A 20,760-nucleotide genomic window follows, 5' to 3' on the forward strand; every position below is an offset into this window, starting at 1 on the left:
TCAGGGCGCGACGGAGCCGAAGCCGGTGAAGCCGCTGGGGTCGTGGCGGCCGAAGGTGCCGTGCTCGAAGATCCCGTGGCCGACCCGGCCGTCGAGGGTGCAGCGGGCCGCGTGGTCGATGACGCCGTACGCGGCGAGGGGGTGGGCCGCGGGGTCCGACAGGTCGTAGGAGCGGCGCTCGCACCAGGAGCGGCCGCGCCAGGTGCCGTGCTGCCAGTCGTCGGCGGGCGGGTATCCCGCGCCGACGGCGAGCGGCAGCGAGGTGAGGACCTCGACGCCGAGCTCCAGCGGCTTGTGGGTCAGCGGGTCGGTCAGGTGGATGACCGCGGACTCCGGATGCCGGGTGCCGGAGCGGTAGGCGACGTCGGCCCGGGGCCAGCCGAGCTGGCGGTCCCGGTCGCCGGGGCGGACCAGGGTCGCGTCGTTGAGGGTGCGGTAGCCGTCGGCGTCCTCCTGGGTGACGACCATCAGGAAGCGGTCGTCGAAGCGCACCGGGCACCAGATCCAGTGGAAGCCGTCCGTGGGGTGCTCCTCGGCGAGGCGGCCGCCCTCCTCGCCGGGGATGGGCCGCACGCCCCAGCTGCGGTCCCGGGTCGCCGTCCACTCCCCGGCCGTCACCGGGATCTCCTCGCCGCCGAGGCGTATCGTTCCGGCACAGTGGCCCGCCTGGACGAACCTGCGGCCTTCGAGGGTGAGCCGGTCGCCGCGCCGCTGGAGGTGGTGCGGCTCCCACAGGGCCGGGAAGTCGGCGTGCCAGGTGAGGTCGTAGCCGAGCGAGCCCGCGTCGTCGGGGTCGGCGGCGCACGTCAGACGGAGCCTGCGCAAGGGCTCCTCGACCACGATGCGGAGGGGACCGACGGAGAGTTCCATACGGTCGTCGCCGAGCGCGTCGGAGGCGCGTACGGCGTGCAGCGTATCTCCGGTGCGCAGGGTGGCGTACGCGTCGATGACGCCCGTGTTCGGATAGACGCCGAGGCCGAGGATCAGCAGGGCCCGGCCCCGGTGGTCGAAGAGGTGGAAGATGCACCGGTCATAGGCGTTGCGGTCGCCGGTGGCCACGTGCTTCATGGACAGCGGGACCTGGTGGACGGGGTACTCGTCGAGGGGCACGGGACGGTCGTCCGGCACGGAGTGCCTCCCTGGGGGACAGGGTGCTCGGAAGGCGCGGGCGGCGCGCGCCCGGACCGGAGTTGACGGTACGTCAGATGCCGTGCGGGGGCCATACACGTGTCAGCACCGGGCGCGCGCGACCCGGGTGGCGGGCGTGCGAGGCGCCGTCGGCGCGTGCGACTGCGACGGCGTGCCGCCGCGTACGGCGGCGCTGGTGCGGTGCGACGCGCGCGCCGCGCGGCGGCGGACCCTGAACGCACTCTCGATTCGACCCGATGGTGACCTGGCCACGGGGCCGCGCGTTGGCCGGACATGACCCCCACACATGCTCCGGCAGGCCAGCACCGCCGCACGCCGGCGTCGCATCCCCCCATCGCAGAATCGGTTCCTCACCGATCCCCCTACGCACAGCAGCAGCCGTACTCACACCAGGCCCCGTACTCCCCCCAGACCTCGTACGCACCATCCGGCTACTCCCCGCAGCACCAGCCGTCCCCTCCCCCGCCGCAGCCCGCGCCGCCCCAGGACCCGCCGATCTACCGGACGCTGCTCCGCCAGTGGGCCGACCGCGGCCGGACGCTGCCGGGGCGCCACGACCCCGAGTGGGTGCGGCTCGCGGCCCCGCCCGCGCCGAGCGGCCAGTTCACGGACCACTTCGGGACGGGCCAGGACACGGCCTTCGGCTCCTCCTACGACCTGGCGCCCGGCACGCGCTACGAGACGGGCCGGGGCTCCCCGTACGGCGCGCGCGGCGCCGGTGACGACACCCTGCCCATCGGTGGCCACGAGCCCTACGGCCGGGCCCGGCGCCCGCAGGTCCCGCCGGTCCCCCCGGATCCCGGCCCGGAGCCGGACGCGGAGCGGGACGCCCGCCCGGCAGGGCCGGACCCCCGGCTGCTGATCAGTCCCGCCCCGCAGAGCTCCTTCGGCCTGCGGCCCGGATCAGCGTGAGTCGGGGCCCGCGAGGTGGCGGGCGATGACCATGCGCTGGATCTGGTTGGTGCCCTCCACGATCTGGAGCACCTTGGCCTCGCGCATATAGCGCTCGACCGGGAAGTCGGCGGTGTAGCCGTAGCCGCCCAGGACCTGCACGGCGTCCGTCGTGACCTTCATCGCGGCGTCGGTGCACAGGAGTTTGGCCATCGCGGCCTGCTTGGAGAACGGCTTGCCCGCGTCCCGCAGCCGGGCCGCGGCCAGATACAGCGCCCGGCCCGCCTCGATCTGCGTCGCCATGTCGGCGAGCATGAAGCGCAGGCCCTGGAAGTCGGCGATGGGCCGCCCGAACTGCCGGCGCTCGGTCGCGTACGTCAGGGCCTCGTCCAGCGCCGCCTGGGCCACGCCGATCGCGCACGCCGCGATCCCGAGCCGCCCCGAGTCCAGCGCGGACAGCGCGATCGCGAAGCCCTGCCCCTCGTCGCCGAGGCGGCGGGCGTCGGGCACGCGGACCCCGTCGAAGTGGAGCTGCGCCGTGGGCGAGCCGTTCATGCCCATCTTCTTCTCCGGGACGGCCGCCGAGAGGCCCGGCGCGTCGCCGGGCACCAGGAAGGCCGTGACGCCCTTGGCGCCCTCGCCGCCGGTGCGGGCGAGCACGGTGTAGAAGTCGGCGACGCCGCCGTGCGTGATCCAGGCCTTCGTGCCGGTGAGGACCCAGTCGTCGCCGTCGCGCACCGCCTTGGTGCGCAGCGAGGCCGCGTCGGAGCCGGAGGACGGCTCCGACAGGCAGTAGGCGCCGAGGAGTTTGCCGCCCAGCATCCGCGGCAGGTGCTCGGCCCGCTGCTCCTTGGTGCCGTAGCCCGCGAGGGCGTGGCAGGACAGGGAGTGCACGCTGACGCCGAGGCCGACCGTGAGGCGGGCCGCGGCCAGTTCCTCGAGGACCTGGAGGTACACCTCGTAGGGCTGGTCGCCGCCGCCGAACGCGGAGTCGTAGGGGAGTCCGAGCAGGCCCGACTCCGAGAGCAGCGCGAAGAGTTCGCGCGGGAAGCGTCCCGCGGCCTCCTCGTCGGCCGCGTGCGGGGCGATCTCCCGCTGGACCAGCTCGCGGACCAGTGCCAGCAGGTCCTGGGCCTCCTCCGTGGGCAGTTGGCGCTCCACCGGCTGCACGGCTCCGTCGGGCATCCCGCTCTCCTCTCCCCTGTTCCCCTGTCGGGGGCTTGCAACGGGCGCACGCACAGGGTGTGACGACGCCGCCGGGACACTGCCACGCCGATGCTGCCCTTCCGGATCGCGGAAGCTGCTGACCAGCGACTGTGGCGCGTCGAGTATGCCCGATCGGCGGCATGGCGTCACGGGTTCTCCCGGCCGCTTTCCGATCTTCGAATCAGCCACGCCACGGGGCGCGCGGGCACCCGCCACGAGGGCCGAGGAGAACGGGAATTGGTCCGAACCATTGACGCAATGGTCTAGTCCTCCCTAGAGTCCAGCGGCACGGAATCCTTCGCGTTCATGCCAATTCAAAGCGCGACTGTTCTTTGGTCAACAGCACCATCCCCCTAGCTCCCCTCTTCCCCCACGAGGAGACAGCGATGCCAAGACCACACCGTCCCCGCGCCCGCCTCAGGGCGCTCGTGGCCACCGCCTGTACCGCCGTCCTGGGCGCGGGCCTGCTCGCCGGTGCGGGCACCGCCACGGCCGACCAGAGCTCCGCCCCCAGGGCCGCCGAGGCCCAGGCGGGCTCACGCGTCGTCGGCTACTTCACCGAATGGGGCGTCTACGGCCGGAACTACCACGTCAAGAACGTCGAGACGTCGGGCTCCGCCAACAAGCTCACGCACATCAACTACGCCTTCGGCAACGTCCAGGGCGGCAAGTGCACGATGGGCGACGCCTACGCCGCGACCGACAAGGCCTACTCCGCCGACCAGAGCGTCGACGGCGTGGCCGACACCTGGGACCAGCCGCTGCGCGGCAACTTCAACCAGCTGCGCAAGCTGAAGAAGAAGCATCCCGACCTCAAGATCCTGTGGTCCTTCGGCGGCTGGACCTGGTCCGGCGGCTTCACCGAGGCCGCCAAGAACCCGCAGGCCTTCGCCCAGTCCTGCTACGACCTGGTCGAGAACTCCAAGTGGGCCGATGTCTTCGACGGCATCGACATCGACTGGGAGTACCCCAACGCCTGCGGTCTGAGCTGTGACACCAGCGGCCGGGCCGCGTACAAGAACCTGATGTCCGCGGTGCGCGCCAAGTTCGGCTCGAAGAACCTGGTCACGGCCGCCATCCCGGCCGACGCCTCGTCCGGCGGCAAGATCGACGCCGCGGACTACGCGGGCGCCGCTCAGTACGTCGACTGGTACAACCCGATGACGTACGACTTCTTCGGCGCCTGGGAGGCCAAGGGGCCGACGGCACCCCACTCGCCGCTGACCTCCTACCCCGGCATCCCCAAGGCCGACTGGAACTCTCAGGCGACGATCGCCAAGCTCAAGGGCCTCGGCATCCCGGCGGACAAGCTGCTGCTCGGCATCGGCTTCTACGGCCGCGGCTGGACCGGCGTCACCCAGAAGGCGCCGGGCGGCACCGCGACGGGGCCCGCGCAGGGCACGTACGAGCAGGGCATCGACGACTACAAGGTGCTCAAGACCAAGTGCCCGGCCAACGGCACGGTCGGCGGGACCGCGTACGCGCACTGCGGCACCAACTGGTGGAGCTACGACACCCCGGCCACCATCGCCGGGAAGATGAGCTACAAGAACCAGCAGGGCCTGGGAGGCACCTTCTTCTGGGAGCTCAGCGGTGACACCTCGAACGGCGAGCTGATCAAGGCCATCAACTAGCCGTCCACAGCGGGTGATCGGGGCGGGAGCCGGCGGGCTCCCGCCCCTTCGTCGTGTCACGGCGACAGGGTCGCGGACCTCATCTCACGGCGGCGGTGCCGGGCACTCGGGCTCGAACTCCTCGATGACGTTCAGGGTTTCACGGAGCGTGCGCACCAGCAGCTCGCGCACCGTGTCCCGGGGCAGCTCCCGCTCGTCCGCCCCGCCGCCGCGGCCGATCCAGTCGAGGGTGATTCCCTCGACGCTGCACAGCCAGCCGAGCAGCGCCGTGCGCGCGAGCGCCGGGACCGCGCTGCGGCCGTACGCGCCCTCGGCGATCGTGCCGACCATCGCCTCGCGCACACCGTCGCGGATGGCGTGCACCTCGGCGTCGAAGCCCACGCCGCCGCTGACGATCGTGCGGTAGGCCGCCTGGTGGTGCTCGGCGTAGCGCAGATAGCCGTCGATGGTGCGGTGCACCCGCTCCACGGGCGGGAGTTCGGTGTCCCCGGCCGCCCGCTGCACGAGGTCGGCCACCGAGTCCTCGATGATCGCCAGGTAGTACCCGCGTTTGGACTTGAAGTAGTAGTAGATCAGCCCCTTGGCGACCCGCGCCTGTCTCGCGATGTCGTCCATCGAGAGCGCGTCGTAGGACGTGTCGGCGAACAGCTTCCGGCCGATGGTGATGAGTTCGGCGCGGCGCGCCATGGAGCGGTCGGTGCCGCGTGCCTGCGGGCGGTCAGCGTCGGTGGAACGGTCGCTACCGCGCTGTTGACTATTATTCAATTTCGGCCCTAGTCTCCAACTGCCTTGGGATGGGCCGCAGTATGGCAGACCCTCGCCGCCTGCCCGGAACGGCGCGGCCCTCCCGACGGCGCCCTGTAACGCACTCCCCCTGACGCACCCGCGGTACGGCTGACTCGTACGGGAGGAAGACAGTGAGCGCATCCAAGCGGCCCACAGCGGGGGCCGCCCCCGAGGGCAGAACCAACTGGAAGAAGACGGCCGTCATCGCGCTGCCCGCGTTCGTCGCGGTCGGCGCGATGGCGTCGATCATGGCGGAGGGCGCGCTCGCCGCGTCCTTCGCGGTCTCCGGCACCAGCTTCCAGGTCTCGTCCGGCAAGCTGTCGAGCCAGGGCCTGGCCAGCTATGTGGAGACCGACCGGAGCGTCGACGGCAAGGGCCACCCGGTGGCGCTGCTCGGCATCGGCGACGCCACCCTGTCCGACATCTGTCAGTCCGCCTCGGTCAAGACGCCGCTGGGCACGGTGGTGTTCAAACTGACGGCGGGCGGCGACGCGGGCAAGGTCACCGCGAGCAATCTGATCATCGACGCCGAGGACCTCGTCGGCGACGCCCGCTTCGGCACCGCCCAGATCGGCCGGGACGCCTCCACGCTCGACGAGGTGCCCGGGGTCAAGGGCGACAAGGGCAAGTTCGGCCTCCAGGCGGGGGACATCGAGGTGTCCGGGGTCAGGTCGCACGCCTGGTCGGCCACCGGCGGCAACTTCCGCCTCAAGGGCATGCGCGTGGACGTCAGCCTGGACGGCAAGAAGTGCTTCTGAGCGGGCCGGGCGCGCCGCGCGAGGGCGGCTGGCTCGACGAACGGCTGCCGCTGCGGGAGGTGCGCCGGGCGGTCCGCGGATGGCGGCGCACCCGCCCGTTCTGGGGCGGCCTGCTGCTCGTCCTGGGCGGCGCGGAGCTCCTGGTCGTGCCGCTGTCGCCGCTGACGGTCCTGGTGAGCCTCGGGCTCGGCGGGATCGCCGCGATCGGCATCGGGATCGCGCTGATGGTCGCCGGTCTTTTCCTGTGGCTGCTGCCGCAGGCGCACCACTACGTGTCCGTCAACGCGCTGATCCTGTCGGTCCTGTCGTTCGCGGCGACCAACCTCGGCGGCTTCCTGGTCGGCATGCTGCTCGGCATCGTGGGCAGCGCGATGGGCTTCGGGTGGACGCCGGTGCCCGAGGACGGCCAGGAGGAGGCGCGGCGCCCCGGGCTCCGTGACGGGCAGGGCACGCGGACCCTCGCCGTGCTGCTTCCGGTGGTCCTCGCCGGGGCGGCGTTGTGGGGCGCCGCCCCGGCGAAGGCCGTCCCCGTCAGCGGGGCCGCGGGCGGGGCGCAGGCGGCCCCGCGGGCGCCCGGCGACGGGCCCGTGGTGGCGGCGCGGACGCCGCCGACCATCACGACGACGCTCTTCGCGCCGAAGGGCTTCATCGTCGCGGGCGTGCGCGACATCCCCACCGCCGACGGGCCGTTGAAGGTGATGGTGCTGCACATGAACGCGGCCTCCCTCACCGACTACCGGCTGCGCACCCGCGACGGCGGCCGCGAACTCGCGCTGGGCGCCGACACCTTGGACCTGAGCGGCAAGGTCACCCTGTATCTGACCAAGTTCAAGGGCTGCATCGAGGGCCTGCTCTGCCTGACGTTCACGCCCGACCGGCTTCCGGTGCCGCCGCTGGTGCCGCCGTTCGTCTTCATGACCGACGTGAGCGCCGAGCAGGCCCTGGTCACCTCGGACGTGATCACCGCGGGCGGGCTCAGCCTGCGGGCGCACCCCTGAGAGGCCACCTGGGAGGTCATCGTGATCCAGATCCAGGCAGCGCTGTTCTGGGCGTACGCGGTGGGCGCGACCTTCGCGCTCGCCGCGGGGCGCCAGCTCCAGGTGTGGGAGCGGCTCAACGCCGGCGAGGGCCCGCGCACCCGCAGCCGTGCCGCCAACCCCTATCTGGCGCTCACCCTGCTCTTCGCGGCCGTGCTCATGGTGCCGACGGGGCTCTTCGTGCTGTGGCAGAACCCGTCCTGGGCGACCATGCACGTCGCCGACGGGCACGGCGGGGTGTGGGCGGGCTTCGTCCTGCTCTACGCGGGCGGCATCCCGGTGGCGGCGGTCCTCGGGTTCCTCGCGGCGCAGGTCCTGGTCCTGGTGGGCGCGGGCTACTGGGCCTACCTCCAGTGCGTGGGCGGCTACTTCCTGCTGTTCGGCACGCTGGTGCACGGCTGGGACGGCACCGGGTACGAGCGGTTCCTCTCCCCCGGGGCCCGCGACTGGGCCGACTGGCCGCAGGACAGCGTGGTGAACAACGCCCTGGACTTCCTGACCTCCGGCACGTTCCTCGCCCTGCTCGTCTTCGGCGCGGCCGTCATCGGCACCATGCTGCTCACTGAGATCGGCTGGCTGCTCGAAGGCTGGTCGCTGCCCGGCGCGGACGAGGACCGCAAGGTGCACCGCGTCCTGGCCGTGGCGATCGCGGCGGCGGGGGTCCACGGCCTGCCGTTCCTCGGCGCCGTGGCCGCGAGCGCGCTGGTGCGGCTGCTCGGGGCCCTCCTGGGCCTGCCGCTGTTCGCGGTGCTCGCGGGCGTCGTCCTGCTGCCGCGGCGTTCGCCCGTACGGCGGCTCTACGGCCTGGTGGGCGTGGTCCACCGGCACTGGCGGGCGGACCTCGACGCGAGCGCCGCCACGGGCGTGGCCGGGGTCACATCAGACCGGTCCGGGTGACGAGCATCGCGAGCACGACGACGAGCGTCCAGCCGAGGAGGTGCTCCAGGAGCTTGGGCCCGTCCTCCTTGGGGCCGCCGGTGCGGGCCCTGAGCCCCGCACGGGCCTGGAGCCCCTCGTGGGCCTGGAGAACGGTGGCGGTGGCGGAGCTCGCGGTCATGGCAACTCTCGATACGTCGTCCGGCAGTGGTGTCCCCCCACTGGCCGACAGTGGCCCCTCCCACTGCCCCCTCCACCATGCCAGCGAAATCACTCGTATCGGGCGAGACGTTGGTCACCCCACAACTCGGACCCCGCGCCGTGCGTCTAAGTCGGCGTACGTCCGCGCGCCACCGGTCGTACTCGTACGTCCACGCACCATCGACCGAAGGGTTTCCGATGAGTACGTTCCCGACGCCCCGCCGCAGAGCGCGGCTCGCCCTGGCGGCGGCCGTGACCGTGGCGGCCGCCCTCACCGGACCGGTCTCGTACGCCACCTCCGCCTCGGCCCCCGAGGCCAAGCCGTCGCCCGGCGCCCCGGGCCTCGGCGACCCGATGTTCCCGCTCGACGGCAACGGCGGCTACCAGGTCGACCGCTACCTCCTTGACTTCGACTGGCAGGCGCCCAAGACGCCGTTCGCGGCGACCGCGACCATCAAGGCCACCGCCACCCAGTCCCTTTCCCGCTTCAACCTCGACTTCGGCGGCAACACCCTGCACGCGGTCACCGTCGACGGCAGGGCCGCGGGCACCTCGCGCGCGGGCGACGAGCTGACCGTCACGCCCAAGGCGCCGCTGGCCAAGGGCCGCTCCTTCACCGTGAAGGTGACCTACACCGCCGACCCCACCCAGGTCCGCCACCGCGACGACGCCATCGAGGACTACGGCTGGATCCCCACGCCCGACGGCACGGTGGTCTACCCCCAGCCCAACGGCGCCCGGCTGATCTTCCCCGCCAACGACCACCCCAGCCGGCACGCCCCCATCACCTTCCGCATCACCACGCCGAAGGACCTGACAGCCGTCGCCAACGGCAAGCTGGTCGGCAAGACCGCCAAGCCGGGCGACCGGGTGCAGTGGACGTACGACTCCGAGCAGCCGCTGTCCACGCAGCTGGTGCAGCTGGCCGTCGGCAGGTTCACCCTCGACGAGCGGACGGGCCCGGGCGGGCTGCCGATCCGCGACGTGGTGCCGGACGCCCTCGTCGAGCCGACCGCGAAGTACCGCAAGCTCACCGAGGACCACCTGGCCTGGCTCCAGGAGAAGCTCGGCCCCTACCCCTTCAACCGCTACGGGATCCTCGTCGGCGACACCGACCTCGGCGTCGCCCTGGAGACCCAGACCCTCTCGCTCGTCCCCAAGGCCGATCTGCTCGGCACCCAGGTGGACGCGGAGCGCAATCTGGTCCACGAGCTGACCCACCAGTGGTTCGGCGACAGCGTCGCGCTCAAGGGCTGGTCCGATCTGTGGGTCAGCGAGGGCCACGCCCGCTTCTACGAGCGCCTGTACTCCGAGCAGCACGGGGGCACCAGCTTCGAGGAAGCCATGAAGGCCGCGTACAAGGCGCACGACCAGTGGCGCAAGGACTACGGCGCGCCCGCCGAGCCCACCGAGCCCAACCTCTTCAAGCGCATGCGCTACGACGGCTCGGCGCTCGTCCTGTACGCGCTGCGCGAGCAGGTGGGCGAGCGGACCTTCCAGAAGATCGAGCGGGCCTGGGTCACGCAGTACCGCGGAAAGGCCGCGAGCACGCAGGACTACGTCGACCTGGCCTCGCGGGTCGCGGGCGAGGACCTGGAGGGCTTCCTCAAGCCGTGGCTGTACGGGGCGAAGACGCCGCCGATGCCCGGGCACCCGGACTGGGTGGTGGATCCGGCGACCTGAGCGCCGTGACCGCGGGCCCCGCCTCCGGGACGTACCCGGAGGCGGGGCCCTTCGCGTCAGCGCACGCCGACCGCGGCGAGCGCGGCCAGCTGGGCCTTGGAAGGACGCAGCGGGAAGTACAGGTAGCACACGCCGCCGGTGCCGGAGACGACCTTGCCCTGCGCGTTCTTGCGCTTGGTCCGCAGCCAGATCGTCTCCCACTCGCGCCGCCGGTACACGCGCCGCACCGCGGCGTTGCTCGGCGACGCCGGGTCGTTGGCGATCACGTCACCGGCGGCGGTGAAGCCGACGACCGTCATCAGATGGCCCGCCGTGCCGTAGCCCGCGCCGGTCAGCTCCTCCTTCAGGAACGACTGCGACGTGATGGCGGGGATGCCCGCGGCGATCAGCGTCTCCAGGTCGGTGAGCGACCCGAGCCGGGTCACGACGCCCTGCATGTCCCGGTACGTCGCGGCGTAGGCGGCGTTGAACGGCCAGTTGCCGCAGCCGCCGTACTGGTAGTCGTAGGTGAAGCGGGCCGCGTGGCACACCTGCGGGTCGGCGAGGGAGGGGTCGACCCAGGCGAGGTCCGCGGCCGTGGGCCCGCGGCCCCAGTACTCCAGGATCATCTGGGACGAGGTGGGGCTGCACCAGGCCTCGCCGCCGTTGTCGTACTCCGGGTACTGGCCCTTGTGGATCTCCTGCGAGTAGCGCGGCACCGCGAGCTCCCCGGCGTGGCCCGGCTCGGACGCGGGCACCGTGAAGCGGTCGGGCACGTCCGACGTCATCGCGCCGAGCCGCCACACCGTGGGGGTGAGCGTGGTCCCGGGCTCGCGGTACAGGGTCAGGCGCAGCCGGTACGAGACGAGGCGCAGGCCGGTCGTGGTGTCGTCGAGGGACAGGGTGTCCGTCCACACGGTCGACCTGCCGTCCTCCTGGCCGTCGACCGAGGTGCGCCGGATGACCGGGGCCGCCGGGTCCTGCCGGTCGTCGCCGGAGGTCCAGCGGCCGAGGACGTACCAGGGCGTCCTCGCGCCGTCGGAGTAGGTGGCCTCCACCTCGACCTGGATCCAGGTGCCGCGGGGCGTGCGGGCGTTCCAGGAGGCGATGACCTCCGTGCCGGGCACGGCGGAGCGGTGCACGGGGCCGGTCCAGCGGGCGTACTCCCAGGTGGTGGTCCTGCCGGTGTGCGGGTCGGCGTAGGCGACGGTACCGACCGGCCTGGCCAGCTCGACACCGGCGCGGGGCTTGGCGACGGTGCGCACGCCGTCCGCCGCCCCGGCGGACCAGTCCTTGCGGGAGGTCCAGAAGCGGTTGTCCACCGGACGGTCGGCGCGCGGGGGACGGGGGCGGGCGGCGGCGGGGTCCGCCGCCGCCGCGGCCACGGCGCCCGCCGTGGCGACGAGGATGGTTCTGCGGGACATGCTGTCCATGATCGGGCCCCCAGTCGGCATTGGGTTCCGGCACCAGCCGGACGCTTCGGTGACGGGCCCCGGAGCGGAGCCCGTGGGGACGAGGCCCGCCGGGACGCGGCCCGGACCAGACTCGTCAGGTGCACGACAGTGCGCCAACTATGGCCGCTCGACGGCGGGTTCCACCAGGGAGCGAACCGCGGCGAAACCCACCGACATTGGCCTCCACCACTGGTATGACCTGCGACGCCGCGCCGAACCGCGCAACTGTTCGGAAATCGGGGCGGGGGCCTAGGCTGGCGGGTGATGACCATGACCCGGCGCCCCACCCCCCTCCCGCGCCTCGCCCGTGTGCTGTGCGCGCTCCCCCCGTCCTGCGGTCCCGTCCGTCTCGTCGCCGTCGACGGGCACGCGGGCTCCGGCAAGTCGACGTTCGCCTCGCGGCTCGCCGACGCCCTCGGGGGCGCGCCGGTGCTCCGGCTCGACGACATCGCGAGCCACGAGGCCCTGTTCGGCTGGACGGACCGGCTGCGGGAGCAGGTCATCGACCCGCTGTCCCGGGGCGAAACAGCGCATTACGAGGCGTACGACTGGCACGCGCGCCGCTTCGGCCCTGCAAGTCGCCCCCTGCCGGCCGCCCCCGTCGTCCTCGTCGAGGGTGTCGGCGCGGGCCGCCGCGTGCTACGCCCGTTCCTGGCGCGGCTGCTGTGGATGGAGCTGCCGCACGCCGAGTCCTGGGCCCGCGGGCGCCACCGGGACGGACCGGAACAACGCGACTTCTGGGACGGCTGGGAAGGCGCCGAGCGGCGTCATTTCGCCGAAGACCCGTCGCGGCCGTACGCGGAGCTTCTGGTACGCCAGTTGCCCCAGGGGTACGAGGTGCTGACGGGGCCCGCCGGGACGGCAGCGGACGCCAAAATAGTGACTCAGAGTGAAGGCCCGTCGGCAGCGCGCTGAAACTTCGGGAAGTCCGTTTCCGACCACATGGCCAGTTTCCGTGAGTGGCTCAACTCTGCTTGACCCGGGGGCCTTACAGGACTTACGTTCTCAAGGAGCGCCCTTTCGGGTCGCCCCTCTACGCGAAGCCCCCGGTTGTTCCCCCGTGATCGGGGGCTTCGTTCTGCCCGCACACCCCGTCCGCCGGGCGCCACGAGCCGCCATTCGCTCACCCTGGGTGACCATCGCGCCCGCTCCCACCAGGGCGGCTGCCGCTCCCTCCGCGCCCGATCCCGCGCCCCCCGCACCCTACGGCCGGGCACCTCTCCGCAGGTACGATGCCTCTCGGTGCGACCAAACGGACGGCGGCTTCGCGCACCGAGTCAACTCCCGTCCGCAGCAAGGCGGTTCAGATCGGTCGCCGACGGGCAGCGGCCCGGTGGCACACACACGGGGGCACGGCTTGTGGGGGACGTGATGGACTTCGGCACGCAGGGCCGGGCCGCCCCGGCCGACCTCGCCTGGCTGCGGGGGGTCGACGCCTACACGATGGGCGCCTATCCGCAGGCGGAGGAGGAGTTCCGGGCCGCGGTGCGCATCGACCCGGGCATGGCGGACGGCTGGCTCGGGCTGCACGCGCTGCGCGTCGACACGACGACGGCGCTCCTGCGCATGTACCAGCACCGGGACCGCTTCGGCGAGCAGCGCGCCCGGCACGGCCGCACCCTCAACTCCTGGTACTGGCTCGGCTGGTGGGTCCAGCCCGTCCTGGAGTCCGTCCGCGACCTGCTGCTCGCGCACGCCTCGCACTGGCTGGACGGCCGCCACGTCCCGGAGCTCGACCGGGCGCTCGCGGGCCTGCCGCCCGTCGACACCGACAGCCAGGTGCGCTTCCTGCACGCCTGCCGCGCCTACCTGGTCAAGGACTGGGAGCAGCTGGTGCGACACACCGACCCGCTGATCGACGACCCGATGCTCGGCATCGAGGCGGGCCTGTTCGGCGGCATGGCCCGGGTCCGGCTCGACATGTACGGCCAGGCGGAGCCGCTGCTCTCCGCCGCCCTGATGCGCTGCCGCAGCGAGCAGCCGCAGCGCAAGGAGCTGCGCTACTGGCTGGCCCGTGCGCACGAGGGCACCGGCAGGTCCGCCGCCGCCCTGCCGCTGTACCGCGCGGTGCACCGCGTCGACCCCGCCTTCATGGACACCTCCGCGCGGCTCGCGGCCATCGCCGAGGGCGACGGCTTCGACGACGGCACCGACCTCGCCGCCGTCCCCCTCACCGGCCTCGGCCAGGACGTGCTCGACGCGCCCGACGGCGTGGACGCCCTGTTCGGCGCCGAGGGCCGCGACCTGAAGGTCACCGAGCCCGATCTGCCGCCGGGCACCGGTCCCGCCGACCCGCCCGCCGCCGACACCGTGCGGGAGAAGGCGATCATCCCCGTCAAGCCCCCGCCGCCGCAGCTGCCGCCCGGCCCCACGGACCCGGCACTGCTCGCCCAGGCCATCGCCGAGCTGGAGCGCATGGTCGGACTCGAACCCGTCAAGCGGCAGGTCAAGGCGCTGTCGGCACAGCTCAACATGGCCCGGCTCCGGGCGGCCCAGGGCCTGCCCGTGCAACCGCCGAAACGACACTTCGTCTTCTCCGGCCCCTCCGGCACCGGCAAGACCACCGTGGCCCGCATCCTCGGCCGGGTCTTCTACGCGCTCGGCCTGCTCGGCGGCGACCACCTGGTGGAGGCCCAGCGCGCCGACCTGGTCGGCGAGTACCTGGGACAGACCGCCGTCAAGGCCAACGAGCTCATCGACTCCGCCATCGGCGGCGTCCTCTTCGTCGACGAGGCCTACGCCCTGTCCAACTCCGGCTACGGCAAGGGCGACGCGTACGGCGACGAGGCGCTCCAAGTGCTCCTGAAGCGGGCCGAGGACAACCGCGACCACCTCGTGGTGATCCTCGCCGGCTACCCGGAGGGCATGGACCGCCTGCTCGCCGCGAACCCCGGCCTGTCCTCGCGCTTCACCACCCGCGTCGACTTCCCCTCGTACCGCCCGCTCGAACTCACCGCGATCGGCGAGGTGCTCGCCGGTGAGAACGGCGACGTGTGGGACGAGGAGGCCCTCGACGAGCTGCGGTCCATCAGCGGCCACGTCGTCGACCAGGCCTGGATCGACGAACTGGGCAACGGAAGGTTCCTGCGCACCCTCTACGAGAAGAGCTGCGCCTATCGCGACCTGCGACTCTCCGGCTATCCGGGCGAGCCGACCCGCACCGACCTGGCGACGCTGCGGCTGCCCGACCTGATGCAGGCGTACGGCGAGGTCCTCTCGGGCCGGGGCCCCACGGGACCCTCCACAGCGGGCTGAGCGCACCCGGGCGGAACGGCCCCGCCTGTCACCCCTTAGGGGCATTTGCCGCCCAAGCGTCCAGGTCCTGGCCAGAAGTCCGCGACCCTGACCACAAGGGCGCGGACACGGTGGGGGTGCGCGACGATGACCACCTGGCTGGCATGGGGATCCTTCGCCGCCGTCACGACGGCCACCGGAACCGGTGTGGCCCTGTGGATCGCCTGCGGGCTCAGCTTCCAGCTCGCCGCCGACAGCTTCGTCGTCACGGACACCACGCTGTCCCTCGTCTTCGCCGCCTGCGGGGTCGCCGTGGCCTGGCGCCGCCCCCGCAACCCCATCGGCTGGCTCCTGCTCGGCGGCGGCGCGGCGCACGCCGTGACCGTCCTGAGCCTCGGCCTCCTCGCCCTCGGCCTGCGCGAGGACTGGGCCCCGGCGACGCTCCGCCTCCTGGTGACCCTCGCCCTCGCCGCCTGGCCGCTGGGCCTGCGGCTCTTCGTGCCGCTCGCGCTCCTGCTGTTCCCCACCGGGGAGCTCCCGGGCCCGCGCTGGCGGCCGGTGCTCTGGGGCACCGCCGCCCTCGGGGGCCTGTTCTGGCTGTGGAGCGTGACGACGCCGGAGCCGTACGCGCTCGGCGGCCCCTCCGGCTATCTGCGGGTCCTGAGCTGGCCGCCGCTGGAGCCGTACCGGGCGCAGACCGACCTCCTGGGCATCTTCGTGCCCATGCTCATCGACCTCGCCGCCCTGATAGTGCGCTACCGCTGGGGCGACGAGCGGCTGCGCCGCCAGATGCTGTGGCTGATGCTCGCCGTGCTCTGCGCCGTGCCCTGGTGGCCGCTCGGCATGAACGCGGAGGCGCTCCAGGTCCTCATCACCGCCCAGCCCATCGCGATCGCCGTCGCGATCCTGTGCCCGCAGGTCCTGGACATCCAGTGGGTGGTCTCCCGCGCCCTGCTGTACATGGCGCTGTCCCTCGGGGTGCTCGGCGTGTACACGGCAGCGGTCCTGTTCCTAGACCGGGTGCTGCGCGAGACCTTCCACATCGGCGGGGCCGCGCTGGTCGCCATCGCCGTCGCGATCGCCTTCCACCCCGTGCGCGGCGTGCTCCAGCACGGCATCGACCGGCTCCTCTACGGCGACCGGGCCGACCCCGTGCGCGCGCTCAACCGGCTGGGCGCCCGGCTGACCGCCGAGACCGGCCTGGACGGACTGCTCCTCGCGGTCCGCGACGCGCTGCGCCTGCCGTACGCCGCCTTCCACCTCGAAGGGCGCCCGGTGGCGGCCTCCGGCACCCCGCCGCCCGGCTGCGCGATGGTGCCGCTGCCCGCGCCCGGCACCAAGGAGGCCGAGCTGGTCGTGGGCACCCGCCGGGGGCAGGCCCGGCTCGACGCGGAGGACCTGCGCACCCTCCAGGTCCTGGTGGTGCCGCTGGGGGTGGCGGTGCGGGCCACCGTCCTGTCCGAGGAGCTCCAGTCCTCGCGCGAACGCCTGGTGTCGGCCCGCGAGGAGGAGCGCCGGCGGCTGCGCCGCGATCTGCACGACGGGCTCGGCCCCACCCTCACCGGACTCGCCTTCACCGCCGACGCGGTGCGCAATCTGATCCGCTCCGACCCCGCCACGGCCGAGCTCCTGCTCGACCAGTTGCGCGGGCACGCGAGCGGCGCCATCGACGAGATCCGCCGTCTCGTCGAGGGGCTGCGGCCGCCCGCCCTGGACGAGCTGGGCCTGGTGGCCGCCCTCGCCCGGCAGGCCGAGCGGCTCAGCCACCGCGTCGGCGGCGCGCCGCTCGCCATCACCATCGACGCGCCCGGCAGGCTCCCCCGGCTGCCGGCCGCGGTCGAGGTGGCGGCCTACCGGATCGCGACCGAGGCGCTGACGAACGCCGCCCGGCACTCGCGGGCCGACCACGCCCTGGTCCGGCTGCGCGTCGACGACGCGCTGCGCATCCGGGTCACCGACAACGGCGGCCCGTCCGCCCTGCCGTGGCAGCCCGGGGTGGGCATGTCCACGATGGCGGAGCGGGCCGCCGAGCTCGCCGGCTGGTGCCGGTGCCGGTCCGGTCCGGAGGGCGGGGAGGTGAGCGCCGTCCTGCCGTTGCGGTCCCGCTAGCACCAGCGCGGCACTGTGCGGCTGAGGCCCCTGATTCCGTCAGCCGTACAGGATCCGTGTCCACGCGTGGTGGACGTACTCACCCGCGGCCACCACCCTCGTGACCGCACCACCTCCCCCCGTCGCGGCCGCCGCTGTCCCGGCGAAACCGGCGCAGAGGGCCGCCGCGGCAAGGGTCGCCACGCCAACTGCCTTGAGTGTGTCGCGCATTGCCGTTCTCCTTGTCCTTGGGGTGCGGGCTCGTGGGAACGAGCACGTGCCGGGCCGCGCACATGCAGACCGGCGGGCTCAAGGGCGGTGCCCCGCGAGGAGGTGTCCGGCGCATCGGGTGTGCCTCCGTTCCGGGGCCTGGTCATCGGCTTTGCGGGGCTTCGTTTGCCGGCCGGGCCCGCTGGCACGGGCCCGGCACAGCCCCCCGTTTCCAGGCTCAGCATGGTCCGGTGCGGGTCCTTCGGGTCAGGGCCCGTGCTCCTTGCCGTACCGGGAAGTCCTCCCGGCCGATTCGGGTGCCCGCGCCCAGGACAGAGGGTCCGGCGTCCGGAACGATGGGTAGACATGGCAGGACGCACCGCCGCCGTTGGGAGCCGCGCCTTGACGACGCCCGCCGAGTCCAGTGAGCTGACCGTGGTCCTGGCCGACGACCACCCCGTGGTCCGCGGGGGCCTGCGGGCGCTGCTCGGGTCCATCGACGGCATCAGAGTGGTCGGCGAGGCGGCGGGCGGCCGCGACGCCGTGCGCGAGACGCTCCTCCACCGGCCCCGGGTGCTCGTCATCGACCTGGAGATGCCGGACCTCGACGGGGTCGGCGCGACCCGGGAGGTGCTCGCGTCCGCGCCGGACACGGCGGTGCTGGTCCTGACGATGTTCGAGGACGACGAGTCGGTGTTCGCGGCGATGCGGGCGGGCGCCCGCGGCTACATCCTCAAGGGCGCGGCGCAGGACGAGATCGTCCGCGCGGTCCGCTGCGTGGCCGCCGGGGAGGCCATCTTCGGGCCGCGCATCGCCCGCCGCGTGGCCGAGTGGATGGCCCGGCCGCGGGACGCCGCGGCGCGCTCGCCGTTCCCGGAGCTGACGGCGCGCGAGCTGGAGGTCCTCGACCTGATCGCCGCGGGCATGGCCAATCCGGCGATCGCCCGCAGGCTCCAGCTGGCGCCGAAGACCATCAGCAACCACGTCTCGGCGATCTTCGTGAAGCTCCAGGTCGCCGACCGCGCCACGGCCATCGTGCGGGCCCGCGACGCGGGCCTTGGGCAGGGTGCCTGAACGGGTTTTCGCGCTGCGCGCTCGTCCTCGAACGCCGGACGGGCTGGTTGCCGCTCGTCCGGCGCTTGAGGAGTGCGGCCCGCGCGTCGGTCAGCCCACCAGTGCCGTCCCTCTCGTCGCCCGTGGCACCGTCACCCGGTGGGCCGGGTCCCTGACCTCGCCCACCAGGAGTTCCAGGACGTCCTCCAGGGCCACGAGGCCGAGGATCCGGCCGCAGGGGTCGGCGACCTGCGCCAGATGGGTCGCGGCGTGTCGCATCACCGACAGGGCGTCGTCCAGGGGCAGTTCGGCCCGCAGCGTCGTCATCTGGTGCCAGACGTGCTGGGGCACCGCACGGTCGGTGTCCTCCAGGTCGAGGACGTCCTTGACGTGCAGATAGCCCATGAAGGCGCCGCTCTCCGCGCGGACCGGGAAGCGGGAGTAGCCGGTGCGGGCGGTGAGGTCGACCACCTGGTCGGGGGTGACCGACGGGCCGACGGTGACCAGGGACGCGCTGTCGAGCAGAACGTCGGTGACCGGGCGCGAGCCCAGCTCCAGGGCGTCCTCCAGGCGCTCCTGCTCCTGCGGGTCGAGCAGCCCGGCCTGGCCCGCGTCCTCGACCAGGCGGCCCAGCTGCACGCTGGTGAAGACCGCCTCGACCTCGTCCTTGGGCTCGACCCCGAACAGCCGCAGGATCACCCGGGCGCAGGCCCCGAGCGCGGCCGTGACCGGGCGGCAGAGCCGGGCGAAGGCGACCAGACCCGGGCTGAGCCAGAGCGCGGTCCGCTCCGGCGCCGCCATCGCGAGGTTCTTGGGGACCATCTCGCCGATGACGAGGTGCAGGAAGACGACCACCGCGAGCGCGATCACGTACCCGAGGGGGTGGATCACGCCGTCCGGCAGGTGGGCCGCCTCGAACAGCGGCTCCAGGAGGTGCGCCACGGTCGGCTCGGCGACCGCGCCGAGCGTCAACGAGCAGACGGTGATGCCGAACTGGGCGGCGGCCATCATCTGCGGCAGGTGCTCGAGACCGTACAGGACCTGCCGGGCCCGGGACGTGCCGAGCGGCTCGATCTGGCTGCGGCGCACGGAGACGAGCGCGAACTCGGCCCCCACGAAGAAGCCGTTGGCGAGCACGAGCAGGAGGGCCAGGAGGAGTTGGAGGGCGCTCATCGCACCGCCTCCGCGACGGCCCTGTCCCCGGCGGGCCGCGCCCCCGCGGTCCGCACGAGCCGCACGCGCTCGGCACGGTAGTGCCCGACCTGGCGCACCGCGAGCCGCCAGCCCGGTAGTTCGGCCCGGTCGCCGGGCGCGGGGATGCGCCCGAGGAGGTCGGCGACGAGCCCGGCCACCGTCTCGTACGGGCCCTCGGGGACGTCGAGGCCTATGCGCTGGAGCGTGTCGACGCGGCAGCCGCCGTCGGCGTCCCAGGCGGGGCGGCCGTCCTCGGGCGGGGCCGCGGCGAGTTCGGGCAGGTCCTGGCGGTCGTGCTCGTCGCGGACCTCGCCGACGAGTTCCTCGACGATGTCCTCCAAGGTGACGACGCCCGCCGTGCCGCCGTACTCGTCGACGACGACGGCCATGGGCTGCTCGCTGCGCAGCCGCTCCAGGAGGGGCTGCACGGGCAGCGTCTCGGGGACGAGCAGCGGCGGCTTGGCGATGCGGCTGACGGGTGTGCGCAGCCGCGCGTGGCCGGGCACGGCCAGGGCGTCCTTGAGGTGGACCACGCCGACGACCTCGTCGATCCGCTCGCGGTAGACCGGGAAGCGGGACAGGCCGGTGGCGCGGGTCAGGTTGACCACGTCCTCGGCGGTGGCGGACGACTGGAGCGCGCTGACCTTCACGCGCGGCGTCAGCACGTGCTGCGCGGTCAGCTCGCCGAGGGACAGGGTGCGGACGAACAGGTCGGCGGTGTCCTGCTCCAGGGCACCGGCGCGGGCCGAGTGCCGGGCGAGCGACACCAGTTCGCCGGGGGTGCGGGCGGAGGCCAGCTCCTCGGTGGGCTCGACCCCGAGGGCGCGCACGAGCCGGTTGGCGACGGCGTTCAGCGCGGCGATCACCGGGCGGAACAGGCGCGCGAAGGCGTGCTGCGGGCCCGCGACGAACCGGGCCACCTGGAGCGGCTTGGACACCGCCCAGTTCTTCGGCACGAGCTCGCCGATCACCATCTGCACGGCGGACGCCAGGAGCATGCCGACGGCCACGGAGACCCCCGGAACCGCCGCTTCGGGCAGGCCCGCGGCGGTGAACGGGCCCGCGAGCAGGTGCGCGAGGGCCGGTTCGGCGAGCATGCCGACGACGAGGGAGGTGAGGGTGATGCCGAGCTGGGTGCCCGACAGCTGGAAGGACAGCTCCTTGAGGGAGCTCACGACCCTGCGGGCGCGGCGGTCGCCGTCGGCCGCCGCCTGCTCGGCGTCGGGCCGCTCGACGGTGACGAGGCCGAACTCGGCCGCCACGAAGAAGCCGTTGGCGAGGATCAACAGGAAGGCCGCTCCGAGGAGCAGCAGGGGGATGGTCATGA

At 73.2% G+C, this 20,760-nt stretch carries 18 protein-coding genes; 10 read left to right on the forward strand and 8 right to left on the reverse strand.

Translation table 11 applies throughout. The annotated features are described in order from the left end of the window. A complete protein-coding gene (locus MQV74_RS08400; protein WP_242715396.1) occupies nt 1-1,128 on the reverse strand; it encodes a hypothetical protein in 1,128 nt (375 codons plus the stop codon). Between the two features lie 294 nt (nt 1,129-1,422). Here MQV74_RS08400 and MQV74_RS08405 point away from each other — a divergent pair, with 294 nt between their 5' ends. After that, nucleotides 1,423-2,061, forward strand: a complete 639-nt coding sequence (locus tag MQV74_RS08405; RefSeq protein WP_242729395.1) for a hypothetical protein — start codon at nt 1,423-1,425, stop codon at nt 2,059-2,061. On the opposite strand, the gene MQV74_RS08410 is transcribed toward MQV74_RS08405, so the two are convergent. After that, complete coding sequence (locus tag MQV74_RS08410) at nt 2,053-3,225, reverse strand: acyl-CoA dehydrogenase family protein (protein WP_242715402.1); 1,173 nt, start codon at nt 3,223-3,225, stop codon at nt 2,053-2,055. The two genes, MQV74_RS08405 and MQV74_RS08410, sit on opposite strands and share 9 nt — an antisense overlap. Before the next feature lie 407 nt (nt 3,226-3,632). Between MQV74_RS08410 and MQV74_RS08415 the strand changes: the two genes are divergently transcribed. Continuing rightward, nucleotides 3,633-4,880 (forward strand): glycoside hydrolase family 18 protein, encoded by a 1,248-nt coding sequence (locus MQV74_RS08415; RefSeq protein WP_242715404.1) that lies wholly within the window; start codon nt 3,633-3,635, stop codon nt 4,878-4,880. Nucleotides 4,881-4,964: 84 nt separating this feature from the next. Here MQV74_RS08415 and MQV74_RS08420 read toward each other — a convergent pair whose 3' ends face one another. Next, entirely contained in the window at nt 4,965-5,645 is a 681-nt protein-coding gene (locus MQV74_RS08420; RefSeq protein ID WP_374120597.1) for a TetR/AcrR family transcriptional regulator, read from the reverse strand. Nucleotides 5,646-5,902: 257 nt separating this feature from the next. Between MQV74_RS08420 and MQV74_RS08425 the strand changes: the two genes are divergently transcribed. The 3 genes from MQV74_RS08425 to MQV74_RS08435 are packed head-to-tail and all read left to right on the forward strand — an operon-like array spanning nt 5,903 to nt 8,358. Beyond that, entirely contained in the window at nt 5,903-6,424 is a 522-nt protein-coding gene (locus MQV74_RS08425; RefSeq protein WP_242728546.1) for a DUF6230 family protein, read from the forward strand. After that, on the forward strand, nt 6,415-7,422 hold the full coding sequence (locus MQV74_RS08430; protein WP_242715408.1) for a DUF6114 domain-containing protein: 1,008 nt from the start codon (nt 6,415-6,417) through the stop codon (nt 7,420-7,422). The genes MQV74_RS08425 and MQV74_RS08430 overlap by 10 nt, the downstream gene beginning before the upstream one ends. Nucleotides 7,423-7,443: 21 nt before the next feature. Continuing rightward, nucleotides 7,444-8,358 carry a hypothetical protein gene (locus MQV74_RS08435; RefSeq protein WP_242715410.1) on the forward strand — a complete coding sequence of 305 codons (915 nt, stop codon included), beginning with the start codon at nt 7,444-7,446 and terminating at the stop codon, nt 8,356-8,358. Here MQV74_RS08435 and MQV74_RS08440 read toward each other — a convergent pair. Further along, nucleotides 8,336-8,518, reverse strand: coding sequence for an SCO1431 family membrane protein (locus tag MQV74_RS08440; protein WP_242715412.1), 183 nt, complete (start codon nt 8,516-8,518; stop codon nt 8,336-8,338). The genes MQV74_RS08435 and MQV74_RS08440 overlap by 23 nt on opposite strands. Before the next feature lie 218 nt (nt 8,519-8,736). Between MQV74_RS08440 and MQV74_RS08445 the strand changes: the two genes are divergently transcribed. Next, the gene (locus MQV74_RS08445; protein WP_242715414.1) at nt 8,737-10,221 is read left to right on the forward strand and encodes a M1 family metallopeptidase; all 1,485 of its coding nucleotides are present in this window, start codon (nt 8,737-8,739) and stop codon (nt 10,219-10,221) included. 56 nt (nt 10,222-10,277) lie between these two features. On the opposite strand, the gene MQV74_RS08450 is transcribed toward MQV74_RS08445, so the two are convergent. Beyond that, entirely contained in the window at nt 10,278-11,624 is a 1,347-nt protein-coding gene (locus MQV74_RS08450; protein ID WP_374120598.1) for a peptidase C39 family protein, read from the reverse strand. A 294-nt stretch (nt 11,625-11,918) separates the two neighbouring features. On the opposite strand from MQV74_RS08450, the gene MQV74_RS08455 reads away from it, so the two are divergent. The 3 genes from MQV74_RS08455 to MQV74_RS08465 all read left to right on the forward strand — a co-directional run bounded on the left by MQV74_RS08455 (nt 11,919) and on the right by MQV74_RS08465 (nt 16,997). Continuing rightward, nucleotides 11,919-12,569, forward strand: a complete 651-nt coding sequence (locus MQV74_RS08455) for a uridine kinase family protein (protein WP_242715418.1) — start codon at nt 11,919-11,921, stop codon at nt 12,567-12,569. 456 nt (nt 12,570-13,025) lie between these two features. Further along, nucleotides 13,026-14,909 (forward strand): AAA family ATPase, encoded by a 1,884-nt coding sequence (locus MQV74_RS08460; RefSeq protein ID WP_242715421.1) that lies wholly within the window; start codon nt 13,026-13,028, stop codon nt 14,907-14,909. Between the two features lie 126 nt (nt 14,910-15,035). Next, nucleotides 15,036-16,997 carry a sensor histidine kinase gene (locus MQV74_RS08465; protein WP_242715423.1) on the forward strand — a complete coding sequence of 654 codons (1,962 nt, stop codon included), beginning with the start codon at nt 15,036-15,038 and terminating at the stop codon, nt 16,995-16,997. A gap of 39 nt (nt 16,998-17,036) precedes the next feature. Here the strand turns inward: MQV74_RS08465 and MQV74_RS08470 are convergent, their stop codons facing one another. Further along, complete coding sequence (locus tag MQV74_RS08470; RefSeq protein ID WP_242715425.1) at nt 17,037-17,207, reverse strand: hypothetical protein; 171 nt, start codon at nt 17,205-17,207, stop codon at nt 17,037-17,039. A gap of 345 nt (nt 17,208-17,552) precedes the next feature. Between MQV74_RS08470 and MQV74_RS08475 the strand changes: the two genes are divergently transcribed. Next, nucleotides 17,553-18,260 carry a response regulator gene (locus MQV74_RS08475; RefSeq protein ID WP_242715427.1) on the forward strand — a complete coding sequence of 236 codons (708 nt, stop codon included), beginning with the start codon at nt 17,553-17,555 and terminating at the stop codon, nt 18,258-18,260. A 90-nt stretch (nt 18,261-18,350) separates the two neighbouring features. Here the strand turns inward: MQV74_RS08475 and MQV74_RS08480 are convergent, their stop codons facing one another. Then, a complete protein-coding gene (locus tag MQV74_RS08480) occupies nt 18,351-19,412 on the reverse strand; it encodes a hemolysin family protein (protein WP_242715429.1) in 1,062 nt (353 codons plus the stop codon). Beyond that, on the reverse strand, nt 19,409-20,758 hold the full coding sequence (locus tag MQV74_RS08485) for a hemolysin family protein (RefSeq protein ID WP_242715431.1): 1,350 nt from the start codon (nt 20,756-20,758) through the stop codon (nt 19,409-19,411). Before MQV74_RS08485 ends, MQV74_RS08480 begins: the two co-directional genes overlap by 4 nt. Nucleotides 20,759-20,760 lie beyond the last annotated feature (2 nt).

Origin of the sequence: Streptomyces sp. AN091965 (genome assembly GCF_022698285.1) — a bacterium.
Lineage (GTDB): Bacteria > Actinomycetota > Actinomycetes > Streptomycetales > Streptomycetaceae > Streptomyces.

Bases quoted from the DNA above. Each gene is read 5' to 3' on its own strand.
- MQV74_RS08405 (WP_242729395.1), top strand. From the start codon at position 1,423: ATGACCCCCACACATGCTCCGGCAGGCCAGCACCGCCGCACGCCGGCG.
- MQV74_RS08410 (WP_242715402.1), bottom strand. From the start codon at position 3,225: ATGCCCGACGGAGCCGTGCAGCCGGTGGAGCGCCAACTGCCCACGGAG.
- MQV74_RS08415 (WP_242715404.1), top strand. From the start codon at position 3,633: ATGCCAAGACCACACCGTCCCCGCGCCCGCCTCAGGGCGCTCGTGGCC.
- MQV74_RS08425 (WP_242728546.1), top strand. From the start codon at position 5,903: ATGGCGTCGATCATGGCGGAGGGCGCGCTCGCCGCGTCCTTCGCGGTC.
- MQV74_RS08440 (WP_242715412.1), bottom strand. From the start codon at position 8,518: ATGACCGCGAGCTCCGCCACCGCCACCGTTCTCCAGGCCCACGAGGGG.
- MQV74_RS08445 (WP_242715414.1), top strand. From the start codon at position 8,737: ATGAGTACGTTCCCGACGCCCCGCCGCAGAGCGCGGCTCGCCCTGGCG.
- MQV74_RS08450 (WP_374120598.1), bottom strand. From the start codon at position 11,624: ATGTCCCGCAGAACCATCCTCGTCGCCACGGCGGGCGCCGTGGCCGCG.
- MQV74_RS08455 (WP_242715418.1), top strand. From the start codon at position 11,919: ATGACCATGACCCGGCGCCCCACCCCCCTCCCGCGCCTCGCCCGTGTG.
- MQV74_RS08460 (WP_242715421.1), top strand. From the start codon at position 13,026: ATGGACTTCGGCACGCAGGGCCGGGCCGCCCCGGCCGACCTCGCCTGG.
- MQV74_RS08465 (WP_242715423.1), top strand. From the start codon at position 15,036: ATGACCACCTGGCTGGCATGGGGATCCTTCGCCGCCGTCACGACGGCC.
- MQV74_RS08470 (WP_242715425.1), bottom strand. From the start codon at position 17,207: ATGCGCGACACACTCAAGGCAGTTGGCGTGGCGACCCTTGCCGCGGCG.
- MQV74_RS08475 (WP_242715427.1), top strand. From the start codon at position 17,553: ATGGCAGGACGCACCGCCGCCGTTGGGAGCCGCGCCTTGACGACGCCC.
- MQV74_RS08480 (WP_242715429.1), bottom strand. From the start codon at position 19,412: ATGAGCGCCCTCCAACTCCTCCTGGCCCTCCTGCTCGTGCTCGCCAAC.
- MQV74_RS08485 (WP_242715431.1), bottom strand. From the start codon at position 20,758: ATGACCATCCCCCTGCTGCTCCTCGGAGCGGCCTTCCTGTTGATCCTC.